Origin of the sequence: Collimonas sp. NPDC087041 (assembly GCF_044745265.1) — a bacterium.
GTDB lineage: Bacteria > Pseudomonadota > Gammaproteobacteria > Burkholderiales > Burkholderiaceae_D > Collimonas.
Map to the genome: position 1 here is coordinate 494938 of NZ_JBIUZX010000002.1, position 25286 is coordinate 520223.

The 25286-nt window shown below is 60.7% G+C and carries 16 protein-coding genes; 6 read left to right on the forward strand and 10 right to left on the reverse strand.

Translation table 11 applies throughout. The features are described 5' to 3' along the window. Positions 1–42: 42 nt before the first annotated feature. The 5 genes from ACIPF8_RS05445 to ACIPF8_RS05465 all read right to left on the reverse strand — a co-directional run bounded on the left by ACIPF8_RS05445 (position 43) and on the right by ACIPF8_RS05465 (position 7161). A complete protein-coding gene (locus tag ACIPF8_RS05445) occupies positions 43–1977 on the reverse strand; it encodes a DUF1302 domain-containing protein (protein WP_400417958.1) in 1935 nt (644 codons plus the stop codon). Positions 1978–2080: 103 nt separating this feature from the next. Continuing rightward, the gene (locus ACIPF8_RS05450; protein WP_400417961.1) at positions 2081–3460 is read right to left on the reverse strand and encodes a DUF1329 domain-containing protein; all 1380 of its coding nucleotides are present in this window, start codon (positions 3458–3460) and stop codon (positions 2081–2083) included. A gap of 71 nt (positions 3461–3531) precedes the next feature. Then, entirely contained in the window at positions 3532–4752 is a 1221-nt protein-coding gene (locus tag ACIPF8_RS05455; protein ID WP_400417964.1) for an MFS transporter, read from the reverse strand. A gap of 163 nt (positions 4753–4915) precedes the next feature. Then, entirely contained in the window at positions 4916–5764 is an 849-nt protein-coding gene (locus ACIPF8_RS05460) for an SDR family NAD(P)-dependent oxidoreductase (RefSeq protein ID WP_400417967.1), read from the reverse strand. Then, on the reverse strand, positions 5761–7161 hold the full coding sequence (locus tag ACIPF8_RS05465; protein WP_400417970.1) for a flavin-containing monooxygenase: 1401 nt from the start codon (positions 7159–7161) through the stop codon (positions 5761–5763). Before ACIPF8_RS05465 ends, ACIPF8_RS05460 begins: the two co-directional genes overlap by 4 nt. Before the next feature lie 183 nt (positions 7162–7344). Here ACIPF8_RS05465 and ACIPF8_RS05470 point away from each other — a divergent pair, with 183 nt between their 5' ends. Next, positions 7345–8430: an AraC family transcriptional regulator gene (locus ACIPF8_RS05470; protein ID WP_400417973.1), complete on the forward strand. Its 1086-nt coding sequence runs from the start codon at positions 7345–7347 to the stop codon at positions 8428–8430. Between the two features lie 78 nt (positions 8431–8508). On the opposite strand, the gene ACIPF8_RS05475 is transcribed toward ACIPF8_RS05470, so the two are convergent. The 3 genes from ACIPF8_RS05475 to ACIPF8_RS05485 all read right to left on the reverse strand — a co-directional run bounded on the left by ACIPF8_RS05475 (position 8509) and on the right by ACIPF8_RS05485 (position 15332). Beyond that, positions 8509–10785 (reverse strand): glycoside hydrolase, encoded by a 2277-nt coding sequence (locus ACIPF8_RS05475; RefSeq protein ID WP_400417976.1) that lies wholly within the window; start codon positions 10783–10785, stop codon positions 8509–8511. A 142-nt stretch (positions 10786–10927) separates the two neighbouring features. Further along, the gene (locus ACIPF8_RS05480; RefSeq protein WP_400417979.1) at positions 10928–13114 is read right to left on the reverse strand and encodes a prolyl oligopeptidase family serine peptidase; all 2187 of its coding nucleotides are present in this window, start codon (positions 13112–13114) and stop codon (positions 10928–10930) included. Positions 13115–13172: 58 nt separating this feature from the next. Beyond that, positions 13173–15332 (reverse strand): S9 family peptidase, encoded by a 2160-nt coding sequence (locus ACIPF8_RS05485; RefSeq protein WP_400417981.1) that lies wholly within the window; start codon positions 15330–15332, stop codon positions 13173–13175. Positions 15333–15543: 211 nt separating this feature from the next. On the opposite strand from ACIPF8_RS05485, the gene ACIPF8_RS05490 reads away from it, so the two are divergent. The 5 genes from ACIPF8_RS05490 to ACIPF8_RS05510 all read left to right on the forward strand — a co-directional run bounded on the left by ACIPF8_RS05490 (position 15544) and on the right by ACIPF8_RS05510 (position 21266). After that, positions 15544–16308: a GNAT family N-acetyltransferase gene (locus tag ACIPF8_RS05490; protein ID WP_400417983.1), complete on the forward strand. Its 765-nt coding sequence runs from the start codon at positions 15544–15546 to the stop codon at positions 16306–16308. A gap of 3 nt (positions 16309–16311) precedes the next feature. Beyond that, positions 16312–17085 (forward strand): hypothetical protein, encoded by a 774-nt coding sequence (locus tag ACIPF8_RS05495; RefSeq protein ID WP_400417986.1) that lies wholly within the window; start codon positions 16312–16314, stop codon positions 17083–17085. Then, positions 17082–19562, forward strand: coding sequence for a DEAD/DEAH box helicase (locus ACIPF8_RS05500; protein WP_400417988.1), 2481 nt, complete (start codon positions 17082–17084; stop codon positions 19560–19562). The genes ACIPF8_RS05495 and ACIPF8_RS05500 overlap by 4 nt, the downstream gene beginning before the upstream one ends. Positions 19563–19680: 118 nt before the next feature. Then, positions 19681–20673, forward strand: a complete 993-nt coding sequence (gene pip, locus ACIPF8_RS05505) for a prolyl aminopeptidase (RefSeq protein WP_400417990.1) — start codon at positions 19681–19683, stop codon at positions 20671–20673. A gap of 80 nt (positions 20674–20753) precedes the next feature. Further along, positions 20754–21266 carry a BON domain-containing protein gene (locus ACIPF8_RS05510; RefSeq protein WP_400417993.1) on the forward strand — a complete coding sequence of 171 codons (513 nt, stop codon included), beginning with the start codon at positions 20754–20756 and terminating at the stop codon, positions 21264–21266. On the opposite strand, the gene ACIPF8_RS05515 is transcribed toward ACIPF8_RS05510, so the two are convergent. Together ACIPF8_RS05515 and ACIPF8_RS05520 are read right to left on the reverse strand one after the other, a co-directional pair. Next, positions 21263–22624, reverse strand: coding sequence for a cytochrome-c peroxidase (locus ACIPF8_RS05515; protein WP_400417995.1), 1362 nt, complete (start codon positions 22622–22624; stop codon positions 21263–21265). The genes ACIPF8_RS05510 and ACIPF8_RS05515 overlap by 4 nt on opposite strands. 155 nt (positions 22625–22779) lie before the next feature. Next, the gene (locus ACIPF8_RS05520) at positions 22780–25206 is read right to left on the reverse strand and encodes an alkaline phosphatase family protein (RefSeq protein ID WP_400417996.1); all 2427 of its coding nucleotides are present in this window, start codon (positions 25204–25206) and stop codon (positions 22780–22782) included. Between the last annotated feature and the right edge of the window lie 80 nt (positions 25207–25286).

The window sequence follows — 25286 nt, forward strand, 5'->3', positions numbered from 1 at the left end:
TAGATGAATGCACCCGCTTGCCGATGCCAACGTCGGCGCCCATCAGAACGAGGTAGTGAAACTGAAGGTGGCGAAGTCGCGGTCACGGCTCAGGTTGGACTGGCCGCCGCCATAGTTGTGGGTGTAGTCGACCCGCATCTTGGTCGACGGCTTGGTCTTGAAATCTATGGTCAGGCCGACCACCACCGCGCCGGCACCTTCGATGAAACCTGGCAAGGCGCTGGCTGACACGCCCGAGACGCCATACGACACCGACAAATCCGGTGCAAAGGATGCCTGTCCGCCGAACGCCGCCGGATAGTTGACGCCGATCTGCGCCACCAGGCCGCTGGAGAGTTTGGTCGGCGGCCGGTAATCGGAGGTAACCGAGTATGGAATTCCCTGATTCGGGTCGACATCGGGATAGTAGGCCGCCGCCAGTTCCGAGGTAAAGGTGCCTTCGGTGGCGCCCAGCGCGCGCAGCAAGCCGCCGAAGCTGCCGCCTGGCGTGAAGATATTCAGCGCGGTCAGGTGGAACTGGTATTTCTTCTGATCGATCGCGCCGCGGCAGACATAACCGGTCGGCCGATAGTTGGCTGGATTGAGGTCGGCGTTGCAGTAATACGGATTGGCAGGATTGGCGACGATGGTCGGATCGATAGGAATGCTTTCCTTCGGCCGGAATGACAGTTCCGTGCCGAACGCCCAATCGCCGGCGCGGGTGTTGTAGGAGACGCCGAACAGGTTGCGGTCTTCGGCATAGTCCAGGAAGATGTCCTGCCAGCCGAACGGATTGGCGGTAGTTGCCTGGTTGACGTGAATGCTGGCGAATGGAATCTTGTCGTGATAACGCACGTAATAGAAAGCCAGCTCATCGCCGCTGTCGGGGAATGTGTAGCGAGTCGACAAACCGAACTGGCCGCTATTCCTCGGATTGTGGTCTGGGCCGCGTGGGATCACGCTACCACTGTGGACCAGCGGGCCATACAAGGGATTGAGATTGGGATCGCCCAGTTCGCTGGCCGATAGCTGGCGGTTAAATGGCAAGCCGGTGCTGGGATTGATGCCGATGATGCGCGTCCCGGTATCGCCGACCGTGCCCGGCGGCGCCGGTGGCAAGCCAAGCGGGCCGGTCACCGAATTGACCAGCGAAGTCGGCAGGAAGGCTCCGCTGGAGCCGGCGCCGACCACATCGCTGGTCGAAAAGAAAGTGCCGACCGGATCGAATTCATAACCGTTCCAGCGCGTCTGGTAGTAGCCCTCCACGCTCAAACCTTTGGCTACTTCTGCGTTGAGCGAGAGGATCGGCGCCGGGCGGAATATTTCCTTCAGCTGCACACCCGGGCTATGCGCGCGGCGCACGTCGATGGAATTGATTGAATTGATCCCGCCGGGAATGAAAATGTCCTCACCCCAACTGATCACCTGGTTACCAACCCGCACCCGCACCGGATGTTGATCGATCTCGAATTCCTTGTTGACGTAGGCGTCCAGCAAGCGGATGTCGTGTACGGCATGGCTGCGCGCATCGGGCGTGAGATCGGCGTAGCTGGTGTTGTCGGCGGCAAAGTCGTAGGACCAGGCGGCGCGCATCAGGCCACTCCAGCCGTCCGGCCCCTTCAGGTAGAGGTCGTGCACGCCACGCACGGCGGCCGAGAAGACCTGTCCGCTTTTGTAATTGAGGTTGCCGTTGTCCTGGTTGAGTCGGGTCAGATCGTAGGACTGGTTGAAATTCACCGGATCGCGGCGCGCCAGGTCAACCTGGCCGCTGCTGGCGCAGCCGCCGTTGTCCTGGCCGATGAAAGAACAGTTGGGGCTAGAGGTACGCACCCCGAGACCGAAGGATATGGATGAATCGAAACTGCCCTGAAGGCCATTTCCCAGATCGAACTGTTCCGCCCTGGCCGATTGGCCGATGACTGTCGATGTACCCAACGCCAGCGCCACCAGCATGCCCGGCCTGAAACTTGGCCGCGTGTTTCTCCCCATCTTCTTCATTCTTGCCTCTCCCCGGATGCGTACGAACTGCGGAATGAACTGCGCGATTTTTATTAATGGGTAGCAGCCCGGCAGCACCGGTCCACCACCCTATTTGCGTCAATCAGCGGCTGGCGAAGCGGCGCAAGCCATCCGGTTCGAACATCGATTCTTTGACCCGGCCTTCGCGCCCGGCCAACCAGTCCGATTGTTTTTGTCCGGCCGGAATTCGTTCGGCGATATAACGTCCCAGCGACAGGTCATGGCTGGCGTATGCTTCTTGCACGCATGCCGGCAGTTCGGTAGCCATCACCACGCCGCTTTCCATCACGCGCTGCACCTTGCCCTGGCCGTCGTACAGGTCCTGCACCAGGATCTGCCAGGAATCCTCATCGAGATAAAACGTGCGTTTCGGGAAGGTATGGCGTGCGCCCTGCTTGACGGTTGCCTCGATTTCCCAGACGCGGTGGGTTTCATAGCGGGTCATGTCGCGATTGAGGAAAGTCGGCTGCACCACATCGGCGATCTTGTTTTCCACCGAGTTGACCTTGTTCCAGTTGTAGGGAACGATCATTTCCTTCTTGCCGACCAGCTTGTAGTCGTAGCGGTCGAGCGGGCCGTTGTACATCGTGTACTGGTCAATGGTCTCGAGGTTTTCATCGTTCAGGATCGGCGCGTCGTAGGAATAGGTCGGCGCGCGGCGCACCCGGCGCTGGCTGGCGAAGTAAAGCCAGATATCGTTTGGCTTGCCGATATACCCGTGCGACAGCGTAACGTCGCCGGCAAACTGGGCCGGCGCAATGTAAGGGCTCAGATAAAGGGATTCGATGCCCTTCGCGCCGGCGATGGTGTTGTTCTTCGGAATGGACAGCGGAAACAGGATGTAGTCTTCCTGGATCAGCGGCTCGCCGATGCCGTTGCCGCCTTTCGGCGGAACCACCGTTGCGTAAGCCCAGGTCAAACCTTCGCCCTGGTAACGCATCTTGAAATTCCACATCGCCTCGACGCCATTGGACGGCATCGGAAACGGATAGCCGGCGGTATTGGCTTCCGCCAGTTCGTAACCATTGGCGGCAATCTTGGCAAAACCGACATTGGCCTTGCTGCGTTCATACACCACATCCGGATAACCACAGGAACGGTGGGTCGGATAGACATCCATCCGATAGCCCTTGATGCTCTTGATCAGTTGCACCTGACCGGGCGACAGGCGCGCCGCATACTTGTCGACATTGGCAGCATTGATGGTCAGCAGCGGCTTGTCGCCGGCGTATGGATTGGGGCGCGGCTGCCCGGCTTTGTATCCCGCCGCCGTGATATCGCCGCCGCTCCAGGCGGGGATGGTGCCGTCCTTGTTACCGGCCTTTTCAGCGCCGATCGGCGTCAGCTCCGTACCCAGTTTGGATGCCTGCTGGGCCGATGCCGGCGCAGCCAGCTGGCCGCAGCCCCAGGCCATGGCCAACAACAACACCAGGGCTTTCGGCTGGATTGGATGAATTTTCATTTTTATATCTCCTCGCAGGTCAAATCACAACAGATGGGAAAATCTGGATTGCTTCTGTATCTGTATTTGGATCAGGTTCGGGCCGGGTACGGTCGGGCAAAGGCAACCACAACCAACGGCACTCCAAGCAGCACCGCGGCCGCCAGCACCATGCCGAAATGCTCGACGCCGAGCGCTGTTAGCAGCCAGCCGGCCAGCGTGGTGCCGAAGGCCACACCGACCAGCGTCACCACCACGGTGCGCGATACCAGCGAACCGTCTGCGTCGATCTCGGACAACAGGCCGGTCAGGAATGGCGTCAGCGCATAAAAGCCGACGTTGAGCAGGAACTGGCTGCTGAAGTAGGCGGCGCCATCGCGTGTGGAGAAAAACCATAGCAGCGACACAATCATCAGCAGCTGGGCAGCACAAATGATCAGCGTCCGATGCCGATGGCTGCCGCGCCATGAGGAAGCGATGCAACCGACGAAGCCGAGGAAGGACGAGAGCGACAGCAGGATGCCGATGGTTGAAGTTGCCAGGCCGGCGTGCTGGCCGACCAGCTCGGTGACCGCCCATTGCCCGGCCTGCACGCCGTAGATCAGGATCGTGAAAAGCCAGACGGCGCCGATGCGCAACCATGGCAGGCCGACCGCAGCAGCCGCTGCCGTGCGTGGCGCATGGACAATATCGCGGCCGGCGCGCAACAACAGCGGCGCCGCAATCGCAATCAGCGCCGCCAACGCCAGGAACAGCCATTGCGCGGCCCAGCGCTCCGGCAAATACGAAATGCCGATCAACAGCGCGCCATTGACCAGCCCGGCGAACAGGATGATCACACCCCAGATCCGCTCAGCCGATGGCTGGTTGGCGACCCGCGCCGCCACCAGCATGAACAGCATGCCTTCGAACACGCCAGCCAGGCCGCGCGCTATCCCGACCGCCTGGGCGCCGACCAGCAATGCGCTGGCAACCTGGCAGGCAATCGCGCCGAGCGTGCCGATCCAGGCAAAGCGCAATGCGAAGCGCGCCACCAGGTGCGGCAACAGCATGCAGCTGAGCGCCATGCCGAGCATTTCAAAGCCGGTCATCATGGTCGCTTGGCCCTCATCCAGGCCGAAGCGCAGCATCAGGGTAGAGACGATGAAGGGTGTCAGGATGGTGCCGTTGATGGCGACCGCATACACCACGCCCAGCCGCAGCAATGCGCGCGGACTTGGCGCCGTCATGGCGGCAGCCGGCGCTGCCGGAGCAGGCGCGGCGGAATCGAGCGTGGTCACAGTGGCCGTGGCCGGCGCTGCGCTTGAAGCCATATCTCATCTCCCTCAGGCGGGGTTGTTATGTTTGTACAGCGGGATCAGGGGTCCTGCCCGGCGGCCGTCCGTCTACTGCGGAATCCGGCCGCCTTGGTGTTGCGCTTATTTCCAATGCCTATTTCTAATGCTTATTTCTAGTGCCTCTGTCGGCCAGGCGCAGCTACCAGCGCACCACTTGGCCGGTCAGGCCGCGCTCTTCAAGATAGCGCTTGCGCCCGGCCTGGCCCTTCTTTTCAAACCAGTTGATGATTTTGCCGATCTGATTCGGGAACAGCATGGCCAGCCGCACCATCATCGCATCGGACACTTTCGGATAACGCTCGAAGCGTGGCTCCAGCAACATGCGCAGCATTTCGTCAGCGACATGCGCCGGGCTTTGCGGCGGATCGATGAAATTCAGGGCGCTGCCGCCGGTCAGCGCTTCATGCCGCAATTGCGCGGTGTCGACCGAGGACGGCAGGATGCCACCGACCTTGATGCCCTTCTTGGCAAAATCAACTGCAATTGAAAGCGTCGCGCCGCGCAAACCAAACTTGCTGGCACTGTACAACGGACTCTCCGGCATCGGCAAGACACCACCCAGCGAAATCGTATTGATGATGCGCGGATCGGGCGCCAGTTTGAGCAGCGGCACCATGATGCGCGCCAGCAGCAGCGGCGTGATCAGATTGATATGCAGGTCGCTTTCGATATGATCGAGCGCGTATTCGTCGAAGCGGTCGGTACGCACCACCGCGGCATTGTTGAGCAGGATATCGAGATGACCGAACTCCTTTTCGACGGTCGCGTGGATCTGTTCCAGCAACGGCCGCTGGCACAGGTCGCCGGCGATCAGCAGCGGCGTCTGTTGCAGGCTCGCAGCGAGTTCGGCCAGGCCATCCTGGTTCAGGTCGCACAGCACCAGCCGCAGACCGGCAGCGTCCAGGCGCTTGGCGATCTCGCGGCCGATGCCGCCGGCGGCGCCGGTCAGCAAGGCCACCCGGCCGGCGAATTCCGGGCCGAGCTTCATGCCGCCTCCTTCAGCGGATCATTGCGGGTCGACGCGGTTGCCGCCACTTGCGGCTTGAGCAGCGGCAGGTAATCACCATCACGCAAAGCCGGCCAGCCGATGCGCTTATGCAGTTTCTTCAGGTAGCGCTTGAGCGCATGCACTTCCAGGTAGACCGTATGACGCTGCGACTTGATGAATTTGATGCCGCCCGACAGATCCGGATCGTCATGCGCAATCAATTCGTCGAAAGTGTGCACTCGCTCAGCGCCGGCAGCTTGCTCGCGCAGGTAGCTGGCGATCAGATGCGCTTGCGCATCGAACAATTTGAAGGCGCTGGAATTGGTCTCGATGTAGCCGATGCCGAACAGGTTGCGATGCACCCGGTTGAATACCGACAAATACATCTGCGGCCGCCCACCCTGCCACTCGAAATAACGGCCGGCGTACGGCGCGCTCCATTTATAACCGGTGGCGTACAAAACCAGGTCCAGTTTCTCGCGGCTGCCATCCTTGAACACCACCTCGTCGCCATCGTAGCGCTCGACATCCGGGCGCACCGCGATATTGCCGTGCTGCAGATGATGCAGCAATTGCGTATTCATCAACGGATGGCTTTCAAACAGCTTGTGATCCGGTTTCTGCAGGCCGAAACGGGTCAGGTCGCCGGTGATCATGCGCAGGATCACGCTGAAAACGGGACGCTCCATCCACATCGGCAACTGCGGCCCCTTTTCGGCAAACTGGTCGGCCGGCACGCCGAACAAATGCTTGGGAATAAAGTGATAGCCGCGCCGCATGCTGATGAAAGCGGCATCGGCATAAGTGGCTGCGTCGCAGGAGATGTCAGCACCGGAGTTGCCGGCGCCGACCACCATCACGCGCTTGCCCTTGAATTCCTCGCCGCGCTTGTAGCTCACGGAGTGGCGGATTTCGCCGTTGAAATGGCCCTTGATTTCCGGCAGGCTGGGATCCCAGTTGCAGCCGGTGGCGCAGATCACCGCCCGGTAGTGGCGCTGTTCGCCATTCTCCAGCGTGACCTGCCAGCGGCCATCCGGCAACTGGTCGATCGACTGTACCGAGACGCCGAAACGGATGTTGTCATACAAACCAAAGGCCCGCGCAAATGACCTGACATAGTCGACGATCTGCTGGTTGGTCGGGTAATCGGGATAATCTTTCGGCATCGGAAAATCGGCGTAGCCGGACAGATCGCGCGACGAAATGAAATGCGCAGATTCATACATCGGGCTGCCCGGATTATTGATGTCCCAGATGCCGCCGACATCGCTGTGGCGTTCGAACTGCTCGTAGCTGATGCCCTGGCGCTTGAGGGCGCGGGCAGCGCTCAAGCCGCCGGGGCCGCCGCCGATAATGCAAACTGCTGCGTTGCTGCTCAAAACGGATGAAGCACTCATTGGCAATCTCCTGAACACAAGCCGGACCTGTTTGAATTTTTTTGCGTGCCCCCAATGTATCGAAGTCCGCGGCGCCAAGTGAGGGCCTAAACGGACGGCGGGAGGGTCTTTAACGGACAAAATATTGTCCGCTGTATGTATCTGGACTAGACAGAAAATTATCTTGCCGACACAATGGAACACATGAAATCGACCACAAAGCCGACCTCAAAGCCGGCCTCGAAGCCCGCTGCAAAACCGGCCGCCGCCAAACCGGAACGTCTCGATCCGCGCTATTCGACGGCGTCGATCAATCCGCTGACGCCGCGTTACCTGTCCGTCGTGGCGCATGAGCGCGGCTACGACACCGCATCGCTGTGCCGCGGCCTCGGCTTCACGGCGGAAGACCTGAACCAGCCCAATTTCAAGATTTCCTATCGCCAGGGCAGCATGATGATCCGGCGCGGCCAGAAACTGATCGGCGATACCGGTCTCGGGCTGGCAGTCGGCAGCCGCCAGACATTGGTTTCCTGGGGACTGGTCGGCTTTGGCATGATGACTTGTGCGACGCTGGGCGAGGCCAGCGAGATGGGTATCCATTATCAGAAAGGCGCCGGTTCGCTGATCCATATCGCCATGGAGTTGCGCGGCCAGCAGGTGGCGATCCTGGCCGATCCGCAGTTCTATGATCCGGATATCGAGATGTTCCTGATCGAGGAAGCGTTCTCCAGCATGGTCAATATCGTGCGCCACCTGGTCGGCCCGCAATTCACGCCGAGCGCGATCGAACTGGTGTACCAGCCGCCGCCGCATGCCGCCATCTACGATACGATTTTCCGCTGTCCGGTACGCTTCGGCTGCTCGCGCAACCGCCTGATTACCGACGTCAACTGGATGAATTACCCGCTGCCGACCTACGATCCACTGGTAGCCAAGACGGCCATTAAATTGATCGAAGAGAATCTCACTGTAGAGCAGGAGAAAGTCGACCTTTCCACCACCATCGAGCGCGCGATCCGCGACAACTTGAAGGATTTGCCCTCGCTGCAAAGTATCGCCGCCACCCTCAACATCGGCGAACGAACGCTGCGGCGCCGTCTCAACGACGCCGGCTTTTCATATCAGGGCTTGCTGGAATCGGTACGCAAATCGCGTGCACTGGAACTGCTGTCGCATTCGAAATTTTCTGTGGCGGATGTCGCCGCCGAGACCGGCTTCAAGGATGTACGCAATTTCCGCCGCGCGTTCAAGCGCTGGACCGGCGTGGCGCCGACTGAAATCAGGGAATAGGAATGAAAAGCGCCAATGCCGCACCGGATTTGGAGGCGACATTGGCGGGTAACTGACGGGTAACCGCTAACGTCTTCCTTATTTTTTGTCGACCTGATGGGTAGACGTGCTGCCGTCTTTGAAACGCGCCGTAATGCTGTATGGCTTGAAGCGTCGGCCTTCAGCCTGACGTTCGCTGTCAGAGAAATTCGCCACCAATGTGGTCCCATCGGCATAGCTGGCTTCCTGCAGCATCTTGTCTGTCGACAGCCAGCGGAATCCAGTCAACGCCTGGGTCGCCAGGCGCTGATGCAGCGGCCGGAAAAATGCATCCTGCCGCTGCATCAACGGCAGCTTGGCTTTGAATGTCGCGCTACTCAGGTGAAACAGCGGTGGCACGTTATAGAGCAACTGCGTCAGTTCGTTCTCAGTGCGGACATTGTTCAATTTCATGCTGTCGAACAGCCAGTGATGCGTGGTGATGACGGAATCGTGGAATACCGCCTGGTATAGCGGCAGGCGTGCCGCCGGATCGAAGTGGACTTTGCGGTAGAGTTCTTTCAATGGCACAGCCTTGAACATGACTTCCGGCTCTTCCGGCGGATAATATTTGCCAAGATAATACAGCGATGTTTTATCTTTCTGCATGTCCTTGTCGCCCCAGCCGATCACCGGCGTCTGCATGCCGTGCGCAAAGAAAATTCCCTGCGAAGTGGTCGCATTGCCATCCTCTGAGCCCGTCGGCATTTGCCGCTCTTGCGAAATCCAGCGCGAGCTGTCGACATTGCCGGCGGCGTTTTGCGCCATGCTCATTGGCGCCGCTTTCCTGTAGTCGTCGAACACCATGCCAGTCGCATAGGCGTCCAGGAACCAGCTGTTGAAACCGCTTTTTTCCTGCAACGCACGTACCCGGGCTTCCAGCAGCGGGCGCATGCATAGCGGATTGGTGTAATGGCCCGATTTGTTAAAGCCGGATTTGAGCGTGCCGTCCTTCTGCACGATGGCGCAATCGCGATAGGCCTTTTCGCCGAGATGCGCAGTCGCCCAATCGGGATTGTCGCCACGCGGCAAAGCTGTTTCATAGGAATCGTATGGCGCCACCATGTAGCCGTCCTTGACGCCGGCAGCAATTGCCTCGGGATGCCACAAGCCGCCTTCCCAACCTTCGCCGAGGCCGATCCACAACCGTGGCAAGCCGGCAGCCTGCAATTGCGTCATGGTGTTGATGGAAACGCCGTCGCCCCAGCTGGCAGGATCTTTACTCAACGCGGTGGAAAACGTCCGCGCCACCTGCGAACGCAAATCGCCGTAGCGATTGGCAAGCAGCGCGACATCGGGTTCATCGACTTGCCACGCCGCGCGCGCGATGGCGTTGAGCGCAGCGTTGAAGGCGCGGATGATGACTCTTTGCTGATATTTGTCCGGTTTGGCAGTCGCTTGCGCCAGCACGGATTTGCTCTCCCGATCGAATTCGCGGCGCAGATCCGTAGCCAGCGCATCCTTGCCGCGCAACGCCGTCAGGAAGGCCGGCCAGTCGCGAATATCCTTGGCGGCAATCAAGCCGCTGCCCCACAGATAGATATGCGATGCGCCGATCAGTTTGGCGGCCTCCGGTGTTTTGGCGATCTTGTCTGCCAGCGATTCGAAGCGGCCAGTCTCTTGCAACCACGCACGATAACGCTTGGCTCCGGCCAGCGGATCGGCCGCGCCCAGATGCAGGATCAGCGTCATCGGCGTATCGGCCGACAGCGGCGTGAAGGTATGGCTGACCTTGAGCGCCAAACCGCCGCCGTTCTTGTCTGCGCTGAAATCGAGTTGATTATTGAATGGATTGGTCAGCAGCCAGTTCAACGTGAACTTGCCGTGATCCAGGCCCCACAACGGCAGGCTGAGGTCCTGCGTGGTGTTGATCCGGTCCATGTGCTGCAGGATGAAATCGTTCCAGACCTTGTTGTCGCGCGCAACATAGCGGCCTTCCGTGAGCGGCAGTATCAAGCCGCGCCCCATGGCTTGGGCCGGTTGCCGGATAAGCGTCAATTCACCAGCCGCCTTGGCGCGTATCGTCAGGGCCAGATCGCGCTCGCCGAGTTTTGCCTCGATCGCATAATCGTGATCAGCGCCTTCGTCCCAGCGCCAGCTCGCCTCCGTGGCGGCGATGTGCAGCGACGATACCTTGTGTGCGTCCACGCCGTCCGACACCGCAACGTCCGGCCCACCGGCCGGCGTGACCTTGATCGCCAATGTCGACGGATCGAGCGCGACACGCCAAAGTGAATTCTGCAGGACGGCGTTTGCGTTCGCTACCGTTGGCAGGATGCCGACAACAACAACCATGCCGCAGCATAGGAAGCGAAAGAAGTGATGTGGTTTTTGCATGGGGCTCCAAGATGTGGTTGGCCGGTTGACCTGTTAATCAACGGACAATTCTCTTGGAGCGCCCTCGGTTAGGATTGGTTCAGACGCATGTCGTGGCGGCTCTACCCGCCTCTCAACATTCTCGCAATGCTTAAGACAGCGCTCAGCTATCGTTCTGTTTAGCCTTGCCCATCTGCCACAACAGGAAACTGTAGATATCCGCGGACAGCGCATAACGCTGGGTAGCAGTGCTGCCTATGCCGTGGCCTGCCTGCATGTCGAGCCGCAGCAGGATCGGTTTGCCGCTGCTGGTAGCCGCTTGCAGACGGGCTGCAGTCTTGGCGCTGTGCCAGACATCGACGCGCGGATCGTTCATGCCGTGCACCAGCATGACAGCCGGATAGGCGGTGTTGTCCTTGATGTTGTGGTAAGTGCTCATTTCCAGCAAGGCCGGGAATTCCGCCGGGTTGCGGGCGCTGCCGAATTCGGAAATATTGGTGATGCCGTTGGCGCTGTCTTCGGCGCGCACGGTGTCCATGATGCCGACATTGAAAATGGCGGCCGCAAATAATTCCGGCGCCGTAGTCACGGTGCGGCCGACGAAGATGCCACCGGCGCTGGTGCCCATCACGCCCAATGTCTTCGGCGTAGCGTAGCCTTCAGCGATCAGGTACTTGGCGCAAGCCACGCCATCTTTCCAGGTATTCGGCTTGGTGGCCTTGAAGCCGGCCCGGTACCAGTCATCGCCATAGACGCCGCTGCCGCGCACATTGGCATACGCCAGCACGCCGCCGCGTTCGATCCAGGCCATGCTGGCGGGCGAGAAGTAGGCGGTTTGCGAAAAGCCGTAGGCGGCATAACCGTCCAGCAGCGTCGGATTGCTGCCGTCGCGCTTCAGGCCTTTCTTGTACAGCAGGGTCATCGGGATCATGGCACCATCGTAGCTCGGCACCTTGACGTCGACCACTTCCACTTCCGGCAGGCTCGGCATCGGCGGATTGACGCGCAGGCCGGGATCGCTGGAAACCTTGCCTTTCAACAGCAGAGTGCGCGGCAATTCGGTCCAGCCGTTCAGGGTGTACAGCACATCACTGTAGGCATGGGCAGGATCGTTCTGCAAGCTGGCGGCGCCCTTGAACGGCGCCGGAATGCTTTGTCCCTTGGTGTCGCCAGCCGCATAGCGGCGCAGCACGATCGATGTGCCCTCGCGTATTTCGGCGATCAAGGCGTCGCGCGTCAACGCGAATTTCTCCAGCACGGCATCGGCTGGTGCGGCGGCGACTTCGCGCGCCAGTTTCAATTCGGGATGGCGCAGATCCAGCTTCAACACACGATTGCGCGGCGCCCCGGCATGGGTCAGCAGGTAAAGATCATTGCCCTTGAGGTCAACGTCGGTGATCTTGTCGTCGAAGCCGGAGATTTTCTTCCACGCTACCGTCGGCTTGTTGAGGTCGGCAATATCGGCGACGAACAGATTGCCTTCGGGCAGGGTGGTGTCGGTGGTGCGCGCAATCATCCAGCGGCTACCCGGATTGAAGATGATGGCGCCGACATCGAGACGGGCCAGACCCAGATCGGTGGTGACAGTCGGGCCAAACACCGGCTTGGCTTGCACTTCCGCATCGCCGACTTTCAGCCACATGACCTTACTATCGAGGTAGGTCTCGGAATCGGCATCGCCCGGCTGCAGCGTCTTGAGCTGGTTGTAGGTCAGCGATTTGCTGTCTGGCAGCCAGCCGATCAAGGCTTCATGCACGCGCGGGATCGGCTGGCCGACCGTTTTACCGCTTTGCACATCGAGGATGTACAGCGAAGCATCTTCCGAACCGCCGGCGGACACACCGTAGGCAACATGCTTGCCGTCCCAGGCCGGCACGAAATAGTTGATCGCATGCGGCACGCCGGTGCGCTTGGCTTCCAGTTCAGGATCGACCAGAACCCGCTCGGCGCCTTGCAGGCCATCGCGCGTCATCAGCTTGAACTGCTTCTCGCCGCGGCCGCGCTTCAGGTAGTAGATGTGATCGCCGGCCATGCGCGTAATCCCGCGGATATCGTCGCCGGTGGCGGCCGAAATCTCGGCAATGCGTTGTTCAAGCTCGCCGCGCAAACCGATGCGGTCAAGTTCCTTGCGCGCGCTGTCGCCCTGCTCTTTCAGCCAGGCCTGGACCTTGGGATCTTTGACATTTTCGAAATAGCGGTACGGGTCTTTTACCGTGACGCCATGCAAGACGTCGCTGACGTCCTGCACCGGGGCGACGGTTACGGCGTGCGCGGGGCTGGCTGCGGCTGTGACTAGGGCAGCGGCGATCAACAGCGAGGGAAGTTTGAATCGGCGGCTATGCAATGACATGAATAATCAATCCTGCGTAAGTTAATAAAAGTAGAGCTTTCTTCTTGTAAAAAAATGCCTATTTCTTGCCGGATGGGGTGATGCCCCATTGCGACAACATCCACGCCATCTCGAAGGATCTCTCCTTGATGGCGTCATAACGTCCCGAGGCGCCGCCGTGGCCGGCGCCCATGTTTACTTTCAGCAGCAGGGTATTGTGATCAGTCTTCATCGCGCGCAATTTGGCGACGTACTTGGCCGGCTCCCAGTACATGACCTGGCTGTCGTTCAGGCCGGTGGTGACCAGCATCGCCGGGTAAGCCTTGCGCTCGATGTTGTCATACGGCGAGTAGCTGCGCATGTAGTCGTAGGCCGCCTTTTCATTGGGATTGCCCCACTCCAGGTACTCGCCGGTGGTCAGCGGCAGGCTGGCGTCCATCATGGTGTTCATGACGTCGACAAACGGCACTGCCGCGTGCACCGCATGGAACAGGTCGGGACGCATGTTGGTGACCGCGCCCATCAGCAAGCCGCCGGCGCTGCCGCCTTCGATGATCAAGCGTTTGGGGCTGGTCCAGCCTTGCTGGATCAGGTACTCGGCGCTATCGATGAAATCGTTGAAGGTATTCTTCTTGTTCATCAGCATGCCATCGTCGTGCCAATGTTCGCCCATGTCGTTGCCGCCGCGGATATGGGCTTCGGCAAACACCACACCACGATCAAGCAGGCTGACTCTGCTGTTGGAGAACGTGGCTTCGGCCGGAATGCCGTAGGAGCCGTAGGCGTACAGCAGCAAAGGCGCCGAACCATCCAGCTTGATGCCCTTTTTGGCGACAGTCCACAGCGGCACCTTGACGCCGTCACGCGCGGTGGCCCACAGGCGTTTGGCTTCATACAGGGATGGATCGTAGCCGGGCACTTCCTGCTGCTTCAGCACTTCGCGTTTGCCGCTCGCCATGTCGACATCAAACACCGTCGGCGGCGTCACCGGCGACTGAAACATCAAACGGTACTTGGTCGACGTGAACTCGGGCGTGCCGCCGGCATGCGAGGTGTACACCGGCTCATCGAACTGCACGGTCTTCCAGCTGTGATCGGCGAAGTTGTAGATACGCGAACGCTCTTGGGCATCGGTCTTTTCGCTGACCACCAGGAAATCGCGGAACAATTCGAAATGCTCCAGCAGCACTTTGGGGTCATGCGCAATCACTTCCTGCCAATGCGCTTGATCCGGCGTCGCCAGCGGCGCCCGCACCAGGCGGAAATTCTTGGCGTCCTTGTTGGTCAGGATGAACAGTTCGCCGTTGCGATGATCGACGCCATAACGGTGGCCGGTGGTGCGTCCCAACACCGAACGGAAGCTGCCTTGCGGCTGGTCGGCCGGCAGCAGGCTGACTTCCGTGGTGTCCGTGCTTTGTGCATCGAGTTCGATGAACTGGCGATCGCTGCTATTGCCGACACCGATATTGAACTGCTCCACCGGTTCGCGATATACCTCGACCGGCTGGCTGCCGAGCTTGAGACGTAGCAGCAGATCGGAGCGTTTGGTGGTCGCATCTTCCTGCACCACGAACAGCGTCTGGCTATCCGCCGCCCATGCCAGCGACGTGACGCGCTCGACCGAATCGGCCAGCAACTGTCCGCTGCTCAAATCCTTGATGTGCAATTGATATTGGCGATAGCCGGTGGTGTCGGTCGAATATGCCAGATAGCGGTCATCCGGGCTGACCGAAAAACTCTCGACCTGGAAAAACTCCTTGCCCTCTGCCAGCTGGTTTTCATCCAGCAGGACTTCTTCCTTGGCCTGGGCGTCGTAAGTGAAATCCGCAGCGGCATGACGCCGGCAAATGATCGGATACTGCTGGCCGGCTTCAGTGCGGCTGTAGTAATAGAAATTGCCGCGCCGGGTCGGCACCGACAGATCGGTTTCCTTCATGCGCCCCTTCATTTCGCCGTACAAGGTCTTGGAGAGCGGCGCCAGATTCTTGGTCATGGCCTGGGTATACGCATTCTCCGCCTTCAGGTAGGCGATCACTTTGGGATTGGTTTTCTCACGCAGCCAGCGATAGTCGTCGGTGACGACTTCTCCATGACGGGTTTCCTGCCATGGCTGTTTGGCAGCAACCGGCGGTGTTGGAGTGGATGCGGCTAGGGTAGTGGTAGAGGTCATCAGGGCCAGGGAAAGAGCGCCGAGGGTACGGGCGGGTTGATGAAGAAATAACTGGTGAAGAAAAGACATATAGTACAGATCCTTCTGCGAATGGAGGCCTATCCGGGCCGGGATTCCCGCGCGGTTTATGTGAATTGTGCGAATTGTGCGCTGCATATTTAATTGCAACTCTGTTGCAAAACGCTAAGTTACCCGCAATCCAGGGAAAAGACAATGGGCAGGCCGCGCCAAAGCGGCGGGGCCGGGTAGAATATCTTTCCGCCACCGACCACAAAAAATCATGACCACGCCAGTGCCCACGCTCAATTTCGATCTTGATCTCGTTACGTCCCTCGAAGAGCGCGCCTTCAACGCATGGCCGGCGCAAAAATCGGCGTTGTGCGGCGGCTGGCTGCTGCGCCTGTCCGAGGGCTATACCAAGCGCGCCAATTCCGCCAATGCCTTGCGGCCAACCGCGGCATTCGCGGAAACGCTGCGTATTGCGGAAGATTTTTATGCGCGGCACGGCTTGCCGACGATATTTCGCTTGTCGCCGCTGGCAGGCGCCGAGGCGGACCAGATGCTAGATCATGCCGGATATCGCAAGATCGATCGCTCTCTGGTCATGACTGCCGCGCTGCCGCAGCAAACCCAAAGCACGCCCGATGTTGAAATCCTGGCGGCGCCAAATCACGCATGGAGCGTGGGCTTTGCCGAAGCGAATCGAGTGCCCGAATCTGCGCGGGCCGCCCATGATCGCATGCTGGCAGCGATCACGATGCCTGCGGCATTCGCTACCCTGAGCGAGAATGGCGCGCCAATCGCCTACGGGCTGGCGGTAGCAGAAAACGGCGCGGTCGGCCTGTTCGATATTGTCGTTGCGCCCGCAGCGCGGCGGCGCGGTGCGGCGGCCCGGCTGGTTAGCGCGCTGCTCACTTGGGGCAAGACGCAAGGAGCAAGCAGTGCATACTTGCAAGCCCAGGCCGACAACCAGGCCGCCCTCGGACTGTATCGAAAGCTCGGATTCGAACAACAATATGAATACCATTACCGCGTACGCGCATAGAACATGACTCTCCAAACCCCACACGCAGCAGCCGAAGCCGCCGCCATCCTGGCACAGCGCCGTCGATCAGGCGTACAGGGCGCGCGCCTGCCACTACCGTTGCGGCCGCAGGATGCCGAGGCCGCGTTGGCGATACAAGCTGCAGTCAGTGCGCATTTGGGCGAACGCATCGGCGGCTGGAAGTGCGGTTTGCCGGTCGAAGGACAACCAGTGGCAGCGCCGATTTATGCCAATACCATTCACAACGATAGTCTGTGCGCCGCCTGGGCGCGCGATGGTCAGGTGCGGGTCGAACCGGAACTCGCATTCGTGTTGGCGCACGACCTGCCGCCGCGCAGCGCGCCTTACACCGAGGCCGAGATCGATGCTGCCATCGGCAGCACGCATCTGGCGCTGGAGCTGATCGATAGCCGCTACAGCGCTCCCGACGATGCCGGTTTCATCGAAAACCTGGCAGACGGCTTGCTCAACCAAGGCTTGTATCTCGGCCCGCAAGTCGATGCGGAAAGTGCGCGCGCTGCAAGCACGCTGCTGATCAACGTCGACGATGGCGCAACGGAACAGCGGCAACTACAGGGCCGCCATCCGAATGGCGAGCCACGCGCGCCGCTGTACTGGCTGGCTGAATTCCTGCGTACAAGCGGACCAGGCTTGCAGGCCGGACAAATCGTCATCACCGGTTCGTATGCCGGCAGCTTCGGCTTGCCGCTGGCCCGCGACATCACGCTCCGATATGGCGATCTGGGCCTCCTGCGCGCGCATTTCCTGCCGAAATGAGTGCTGCGGCAGCATCCCCCGGCCGCTTTCGCCCACGCCTGACACTGCAAACCCTGGGCCGCGGCGACGGCCTGCTGGGCATGCGCCCCTCCGGACCGTTCGGACCGCGCGGGCCGAACGTGACGGTGGCGCAAATCAGCTGGACCTATGTCGCCGAAGACGGCTTGCAATGGGAATGCGCAGCCCCGACCACACTCCTGAACCGCCGTCCGGCATCCTCGCAAACGGTTGACACCGGCGCCGGCCGGCGTCTGCTGCTGCGCGACCTCGGCGCCGAAGCCGACGCGCTCGACCTGGTGTGGGAGCTGGGCCTGCAGCCGCTGCCGACCGACACGCTGCAATGGCGCAACGATCAAGCCGCGCAAGAAGCCGCACATCTCGATTCGTTGTGGACGCTGGTGCAGGAAGATTTTTTCGGCGATTTCTGGGCCGAGCAGTTACCCGATCTGCAAGCCAAGGGCTGGGCCATCGTGGTGCGCCCCGGCTTCGCGCACGAGAGCGTGCCGGTCGATGCCTGGCACTTGATCGTCAATCCGCAAACCGGCGAACTGCTGGGCAAGCAAGTCGCCGCCCGCATGCGCGGCCGCGAACAGACCGTGACGGCGCTCGGCCTGCCGGCCGGCGAAGGTTCCTGGCTGCTGACGCTGGGTATCGAAATCGACGGCGAAATGCTGGACCTGGTGCCGCTGCTGGCGCATCTTTTGCAACGCGATGCGCGCTGGCTCGATGCCAGGAAACTCGCGCTGATCGACGATCATGATCTGATCCTGTTACGCGCGCCCGGCGGCAAACGGATTGAAGCGCAAGCGGCGCCGCTCAAGGCCATCGTCGGCAGCATGCTGGAATTGCTGAGCGATCCGCAAAGGCCTGAAGGTCCGCTGCAGCTATCGGCGTGGGATGCGTATCGGCTTGAGGCGCTGCGCCAAAGCCTGCTGGACACACAGGTCGCGCGTGCCGGCGCACATGGCGCTTGGCAGTTGCAGGGCGATGCCGGTTTGCGCGCGTTGGCGCAGCGCCTGAAAGGCGCCGGCACGCCGCAACCAGTGCTTGCACCGACCGGCCTCGGCGTCACCTTGCGCTCCTATCAATTGCACGGCGTGGCCTGGCTGCAGTACCTGCGCGAACATCACCTGGCCGGCATCCTGGCGGACGACATGGGCCTGGGAAAAACCGCGCAAGCGCTGGCGCATCTGCTGATCGAACAACAGGCCGGCCGGCTCGATCTGCCGGCGCTGGTGGTGCTGCCGACCTCGCTGATCTTCAACTGGCAAGCCGAGGCAAAACGCATGGCGCCCAGCCTGCGGGTGCTTGCCCTGCAAGGCCCGGAGCGACATCGCGATTTCGCCCGCATGGCCGATTACGACCTTATCCTCACCACTTATCCGCTGCTGTGGCGCGACCGCTCGGCGCTGGAGGCACAGGCTTTCCACATGTTGATCCTGGACGAAGCGCAAACCGTCAAGAACGCCGGCGCGCGCAGTGCCGGTGCGGTGCGACGCCTGCGTGCGCGGCACCGGCTCTGCATCACCGGAACACCGTTGGAAAATCACTTGGGCGAGTTGTGGACCCAATTCGATTTCCTGATGCCCGGCTTCCTGGGCGACATGCGCACTTTCAGCCGGCTGTGGCGCAAGCCGATCGAGATCGGCGGCCAGACCTTGCGCGCGCAATTGCTGGCGCAACGAGTCAGGCCGTTCATCCTGCGCCGACGCAAGGACGAAGTGGCAAGCGAACTGCCGCCGCGCACTGAAACCGTCAAGCTGGTGCAACTGCAAGGGCATCAGCGCGACCTGTACGAAAGCGTACGCGTGGCGGCCGATGAACAGATACGCGGCGTGCTCAAGCGCAAGGGCTTCAGCGGTGGCCAGATCACGATCCTTGATGCGTTGCTGAAGCTGCGGCAGGTATGCTGCGACCCGTTCCTGCTGAAGAATATGCAGCATGCGGATGGCATCGAACGCGCCAAGCTGGAACTGTTGCGCGACATGCTGCCGGCGCTGGTGGCGGAAGGTCGGCGCATCCTGGTGTTTTCGCAGTTCACCGAAATGCTGGACCTGATCGCACTCGAACTGGAGGCATTGCAATTACCTTGGCTGGCCCTGACCGGAAAAACTCCACCGTCCCAACGCGGCGCCCTGGTAGCGCAATTCCAGGCCAAGACCGTGCCGCTGCTCTTAATCAGCCTCAAGGCCGGCGGCGTCGGCCTCAACCTGACTGCCGCCGATACTGTGATCCACATCGATCCCTGGTGGAACCCTGCCGTGCAGGAACAGGCCACCGCCCGCGCCCATCGCATCGGCCAGGATCAAACCGTGTTCGTCTACAAGATCGTGGTCGAAGGCAGCATCGAAGAACGCATCATCGAACTGCAAGCGCGCAAAGCCGCGCTGGCCGAAGGCGTGCTGGGCAGCGATGCGGCGCTGGCGACCAAGTTCAGCGCCGAGGATCTGCAGCTGTTGCTGGCGCCGCTGGCCTAGCCACAAATGCGCCGCACTTAAAGCAAAAACAACATAAGCGATACAAGACAGCCGCTGGACGCCATCGCCAGACTTGCTTATGATCTTTGTTTCTCGACTCCCACAAGGAAACGATTTCATGAGCACCTCCAGCCAACCCGCTGTGCAGCAAACTTCTCCCGCCTCGCAACTGCTGGGCCTGTATCCACCGCTGGAACCGTTCAAATCGGGCAAGCTGGATGTCGGTGATGGCCATCAGGTTTATTGGGAGATGTGCGGCAATCCAAACGGCAAGCCGGCGGTGTTCCTGCACGGCGGTCCTGGCGGCGGTTGCAATGCCGATCATCGGCGCCTGTTCAATCCGGAAAAATATTGCGTGATGCTGTTCGACCAGCGCGGTTGCGGGCGCTCGACGCCGCACGCCAACCTGGAGGCGAACACCACCTGGCATCTGGTGGCCGATATCGAACGCTTGCGCGAGATGGCCGGTGTCGACAAATGGCAGGTGTTCGGCGGCTCATGGGGCAGCACCTTGGCCCTCGCCTATGCGGAAAAACATCCGGAGCATGTCAGCGAACTGATATTGCGCGGAATTTTTACCGGACGCCAGGAAGAGATTCAGTGGTACTACCAGGACGGCGCATCGCGCCAGTTTCCTGACAAATGGGAAGATTTCATCGCACCGATTCCGCCGGAAGAGCGGCATGAAATGGTGAAGGCCTTCAACCGCCGCCTGACCGGCAGCGACGAAGCGGCGAAATTGGCTGCGGCGAAGGCGTGGAGCGTATGGGAAGGCAGCACGGTCAAGCTGCTGCCGGATCCATCGCTGGCCGAGTCCCATGAAGATCCGCAATTCGCGATCGCTTTTGCGCGCATCGAAAATCACTACTTCATCAACAAGTGTTTTTTTGAAGACCAGCAATTGCTGCGCGATGTCAGCCGGCTGCGCGGCATTCCCGGCGTCATCGTCCAGGGGCGCTACGACGTCTGCTGCACACCGAAAACCGCATGGGAACTGCACAAAGCCTGGCCCGAGGCGGAGCTGCACATCATCGAAGATGCCGGCCATGCGTATAGTGAGCCGGGCATCTTGAACCAGTTGATCCGCGCAACTGATAAGTTCGCGGGGTAACCTGGCCATGGCGGAGGGCGCCCCGCTCTCCGCGACGCTGCACGGCGCGGCTTGAACTTGTTGATTGCGCGAGGTCCGGCATGTCGCAACCGTTTCGTTTGCATCATCTGTTGGCCGTTTTACTGGCGGCTTCAGCGACCACGGCCGAAGCACAGGATGAAACCCTGAAAAACTGGTTCAACGACCCGTTCATCCAGGTACGCAACAGCGTACCGGATTGTCCGCAACCGTTGGGGCCGCTGGTCAGCGCGGACGAAGCGCGCAGGGAATCGCACTGGCGCACCGAGCGCGGCACCAGTTGCTGGCTGGCCGGCCAATGCAGCAAACCCAATTCCTATCTGTACGATGCGCCGATTGCGACATCGGTAGCGGCGCATTTTGCCGCGGTGCCGGAGTTCGCCCGCGCCAGCAGCTTGTGGCTAACGTTTCAGCGGCGCTTCGTTTGGGTTGAGGGATGCAGCGCCGATCCCGCCATCGATGCCGCCGCGCTTGAAGCCTTTGTCCGCGCCGAGCCGGATGTGGAGCGAGTGATCGTTAACTTGCGCAGGCCGGGCGAGATCAAAGCGCCCTATGCACTGGCGCCGCCGCGCTAGCGAGCAGCGCCGGACTTGGCCGAATAGCCGTCGTTGAGGGTTTTCAGGAAGGCGATCAGGTCGCCGATTTCTTCATCGTTCAAGGCTGGCTTATCGCCTGCCTTGCGGTTGAGCGGCGCATCCAGCGTATCGATGTTGGCGCGATAGCGTGGCGGCAGATCGTCGAACTTGGCCACTTTACCTTTGACCTTCGGGTACCACTTGGCCGGATCGGTATCGCGCTCGACATAGAAATGCAGCATGTCTTCCAGCGTATGGAAACGGCCGTTGTGAAAGAACGCGCCGCGCGTGGCGACGTTACGCAAGGTCGGCGATTTGAACATGCCGCAGAATTCGCTTTCCTTCGCCATGTCCTTGCGATCCGGGCCGCAAATGCCGAGATCGAAATACTTCGGATTGCGATTCACGGCGATCTCCGGATTGCGCGGCACACCCAGCGCCTGGAAACCGAAATCGGTGAACTGCGCCGGCCGGCCACCCGGCCCCGGCGTATCGACGTGGCACTTGGCGCAATTGCCCTTGTTCGGATTGTTGAACAGACCGTAGCCGCGCAATTCAGCCGGAGTGAAATCGGCATTGCCGGCCATCGCCGCATCGAATTTGCTGGTGTACGGGTGGAAGCTCGGGTCTTCAGTCTGGAACGCTTCCAGCGCCAGCGTGGCTTTTTCCACAGCTGCCTCGGGATGATCGAAAATGCCGGCGCCATACACTTGCCGGAACTGTTCGACATAACTGGCCTTCTGCAGCTTGGCAGCTATCTCGGCCGGATTGGCATTCGCCATTTCGTTCGGATTGAGCAACGGAATCAGCGCCTGCTCGTGCAACGAATCAACCGCGCCGTCATGGGTGAAGCCGCCGGTCGGACCTTCGTCCTCGGTGTCGTCCGGCCCCGGCACATAGTAGTGGCGCGTGAATTTGGGCGTGAAGCCGAGATAGCGCAGCGACGGCACTGCGCGCGTCCCTTGCCGCTGCATATCGGCGCCGCCCAGCTGCACCGCCAGGCCGTTCGGCGGCCCATACGCATGATCGGGGCTATGGCAGGTCGCGCAAGACATCTTGCCGGAAGCCGACAGGGAAGCATCAAAAAACAATTGCTTGCCTAGCGTAGCGGCGGCGCTCAATGTCGCCGGCGGTTCCGGATAACGCACCCACATTTTCAGCGAAGGCTTCTTGTCAGCAGGGGCAGGGGAAGGAGCCACAGCAGCAGGCGCCGCCGCGACACTGCCCGGATCAACCTTGGCGGCACCGCGCGCAGGCGTATCCCGGTCGTGACAGCCGGCCAGCAGCACAACGCTGACCAGAGCCGCCAATCCGGCGCCCCAGCGGTAATCCAGCAACCAACCTTGATTCAAGCTCAACAAATCAAATCCATTTCAAATCCATATTGCTGCAGCCACTCGCACAGCCTGAACAACAGCAATCTCGATAACATCCCTTAACATTTTAATTGGGGTCAGAGTCGAATATAGCCGTAGCGACATATTCGACTCTGACCCCAATTAAAGGTGGGCGGTTAGAAGTTGAACATCGCCATCAGGTCGCCAATCGAGGTGGTGTTCACCGGGCGGTACTGGTCGGCGGCGACGCTGACCGGGTTCGGCAGGTTGTCGCGGCTGCGTGGCGACAGCGGTGGCAGGCGCCAGTTGCGTTCGATGAATTTCAGCATCGACGAGTGATCGTAGTAGGTGTGGTCGATGAAACCGGTGCGCGCATACGGCGACACCACCAGGAATGGAATCCGTGGGCCGTTGCCGAAGAAGTCCAGGTTCTGGATGTAGCCGGTGTCGAAATGGCCGCCGCCTTCGTCGGTGGTGACCAGGATCGCGGTGTGCGCCCACAGCGTCGGATTGGCCTTGACCTTGGCGATCAGGTCTTGCAGGAAGGCTTCGTAGCGGGCCGGCGCCGAGTAGCCCGGGTGGCCGCTGTCGAGGTTCTTCGGCACCACGAACGAGACTGCCGGCAAGGTGCCCTTGGCGATATCACTGTAGAACGTGGTGAGGCCGGCCAGGTTCGATTTCAGCGCAGTGGTCATGACATTGCTGGATGCCACCAGCGGATCGCCGATGGCGTTGTACTGGGCGATCTGGGCGACGGCTACCGGGAAGCCGAAAGCGGCGGCGTCGGCAGTCACGTCGGCGGTTTCACGGCCGCCGGTGTACCACTTCCAGGCAACGCTCTTCTTGGCCAGGCCTTCAGCAATGGTCGGTACGGTTTGCGGCGGGTAGTTGTAATTGTTGGGACCGATCGGCTGGACGTTGCCGTTCATGTCGTAACCCGGGTTGTAGTTATTGACCAGGTAATACTTGCCGGCGTCGCAGTTGCTCTTGACCTTTTTACTGCCGAGGAAATTCAGGATCGCGCCGACGCCAGGTTGGGTCGCATCCGAACAATTGACGTAGGAGCCGCCCTGGTAGCCGTCCTGCGAGTAGAAATTCGCAGTCTGCGCCATCGGATTCGGATTCTCGATCTGGTTGGCCGGCGGCACCGCAACTGCACCGCTGCTGTTGAAGTAAGGCAGGTCGCCGGTGGCGATATTGAAGAAGTTGGCGCCGGTGCCGCCCATGATGCCTTGGTGATAGTTGTCGCTCAGCGCATATTGCTGCGCCAGCGATTTGAAGAACGGCGCGTCGCCGCTAGCCATATTGACGAAGCCCATCAGCTCGCCGCCCTGGCCTGGATTGCTCGGCGTGATGCCCTTGGTGTCGCCGCCCTGGCCGACCGTATCGGCGACCCAGGTAAACATGTCGAGCTTGCTGTTGTCGCCGCCGGTCTGCTGCCACATCTGGAAGAAGCGGTGCACCGGATCGCCGGTCTGCGCGGTGGTGGCGGTGCCGTAAGGGACGTACTTGGTGATCTGGAACGGGCCGTTCGGCAGATTCGCCGGAAAGCGGCTATCCGCTACGCCGCCCGGGTCCTGGAAGGTCGGCGGAATCAGTTCGCCGATGGCGGTCGGTTGCGGCAGCGTGGCGTAGGCGGTCGAACGGGTCGGCGTGATCGTATACGCGGTCTGCGTTGCGCCTTGGTTTTGCAGCGCCAGGCTGAAATTCGGTCCCGGCGTGCCATCGGCATTGATGATGCCTTGCGACAGCAGGTTTTTCACGGCCTGCCCTTGCGGCGGCTGGTAGGCGCCGAATACGGCGTCGAATGTCTGGTTTTCGCCGACGACCACGATCACGTTCTGGATCGGCGTAGTGGTCGGGCCGTTGTTCAACGCCACTACCGACTGGATCGCGGCGCTCGGCAAGCTGCCGGATACGCTGCCACTCAGTGGGATGGTCAGCACGGCGCGGTTGGCATCGGTACCGACGGCAACCTGGCCGTTATGGACATTGAAACGGGTAATGTCGAACAGGTTGTCGAGCGGATCGCTGGAATTGGCCTGGTAGGCGGTGCTACCGATCGGATCGCTGGTTTCCGTAGCGGGTACGCCGAGCGCGGTGAACAGCGGTTGCAATGGCGTGTTGACATCGGTCACCGCTTGCGCAATGCTGGCTGAGCTGATTTTGGCGGCGCTGATTTGCGCGGCAGTCGGGCTACCGCTCGGGACGATGCCCAGCACGCGCTGGGTAACCAGCGACGTCAGTGGATTCAGGTTGGCTTGCACGGTACTGCCTGCCGACGATTGTGCCGAGCTAGGATTGATCACGGCCGACAAGGTTGCGGCGCTGCCGTCGACATCGTTGAATGGCGCAGTCAGGATGAACGGCGCCGTGCCTTTGAGTGGAATAGTGAACTTGCCGTTGGCGTCGGTCACCGCGGTCTGCACGTTCTGGCCGCTGCTGTCGGTAATCGTGACGGTCACGCCAACCAGCGCTTTGCCGCTCGCTGCGACACCGCTAACCGTGGCGCTGCCGGCGCCAAGCGAATTGCCTCCACCGCCGCCGCAACCACTCAGATAGACTAGCGTTGCGCAAGCCAGCGCCAATGAACGAACTTTCATGGAATTATCCTGTTGTTGGATTTTAATAATAAAGGTCTGTCTCCATGCGTGCAGCGAGACGCCGATGCAAGCAGCATGAA

Excerpts from the sequence above, each read along its gene's own strand:
- ACIPF8_RS05445 (WP_400417958.1), bottom strand. The coding sequence starts at position 1,977 with ATGAAGAAGATGGGGAGAAACACGCGGCCAAGTTTCAGGCCGGGCATG.
- ACIPF8_RS05450 (WP_400417961.1), bottom strand. The coding sequence starts at position 3,460 with ATGAAAATTCATCCAATCCAGCCGAAAGCCCTGGTGTTGTTGTTGGCC.
- ACIPF8_RS05455 (WP_400417964.1), bottom strand. The coding sequence starts at position 4,752 with ATGGCTTCAAGCGCAGCGCCGGCCACGGCCACTGTGACCACGCTCGAT.
- ACIPF8_RS05460 (WP_400417967.1), bottom strand. The coding sequence starts at position 5,764 with ATGAAGCTCGGCCCGGAATTCGCCGGCCGGGTGGCCTTGCTGACCGGC.
- ACIPF8_RS05465 (WP_400417970.1), bottom strand. The coding sequence starts at position 7,161 with ATGAGTGCTTCATCCGTTTTGAGCAGCAACGCAGCAGTTTGCATTATC.
- ACIPF8_RS05470 (WP_400417973.1), top strand. The coding sequence starts at position 7,345 with ATGAAATCGACCACAAAGCCGACCTCAAAGCCGGCCTCGAAGCCCGCT.
- ACIPF8_RS05475 (WP_400417976.1), bottom strand. The coding sequence starts at position 10,785 with ATGCAAAAACCACATCACTTCTTTCGCTTCCTATGCTGCGGCATGGTT.
- ACIPF8_RS05480 (WP_400417979.1), bottom strand. The coding sequence starts at position 13,114 with ATGTCATTGCATAGCCGCCGATTCAAACTTCCCTCGCTGTTGATCGCC.
- ACIPF8_RS05485 (WP_400417981.1), bottom strand. The coding sequence starts at position 15,332 with ATGTCTTTTCTTCACCAGTTATTTCTTCATCAACCCGCCCGTACCCTC.
- ACIPF8_RS05490 (WP_400417983.1), top strand. The coding sequence starts at position 15,544 with ATGACCACGCCAGTGCCCACGCTCAATTTCGATCTTGATCTCGTTACG.
- ACIPF8_RS05495 (WP_400417986.1), top strand. The coding sequence starts at position 16,312 with ATGACTCTCCAAACCCCACACGCAGCAGCCGAAGCCGCCGCCATCCTG.
- ACIPF8_RS05500 (WP_400417988.1), top strand. The coding sequence starts at position 17,082 with ATGAGTGCTGCGGCAGCATCCCCCGGCCGCTTTCGCCCACGCCTGACA.
- pip (WP_400417990.1), top strand. The coding sequence starts at position 19,681 with ATGAGCACCTCCAGCCAACCCGCTGTGCAGCAAACTTCTCCCGCCTCG.
- ACIPF8_RS05510 (WP_400417993.1), top strand. The coding sequence starts at position 20,754 with ATGTCGCAACCGTTTCGTTTGCATCATCTGTTGGCCGTTTTACTGGCG.
- ACIPF8_RS05520 (WP_400417996.1), bottom strand. The coding sequence starts at position 25,206 with ATGAAAGTTCGTTCATTGGCGCTGGCTTGCGCAACGCTAGTCTATCTG.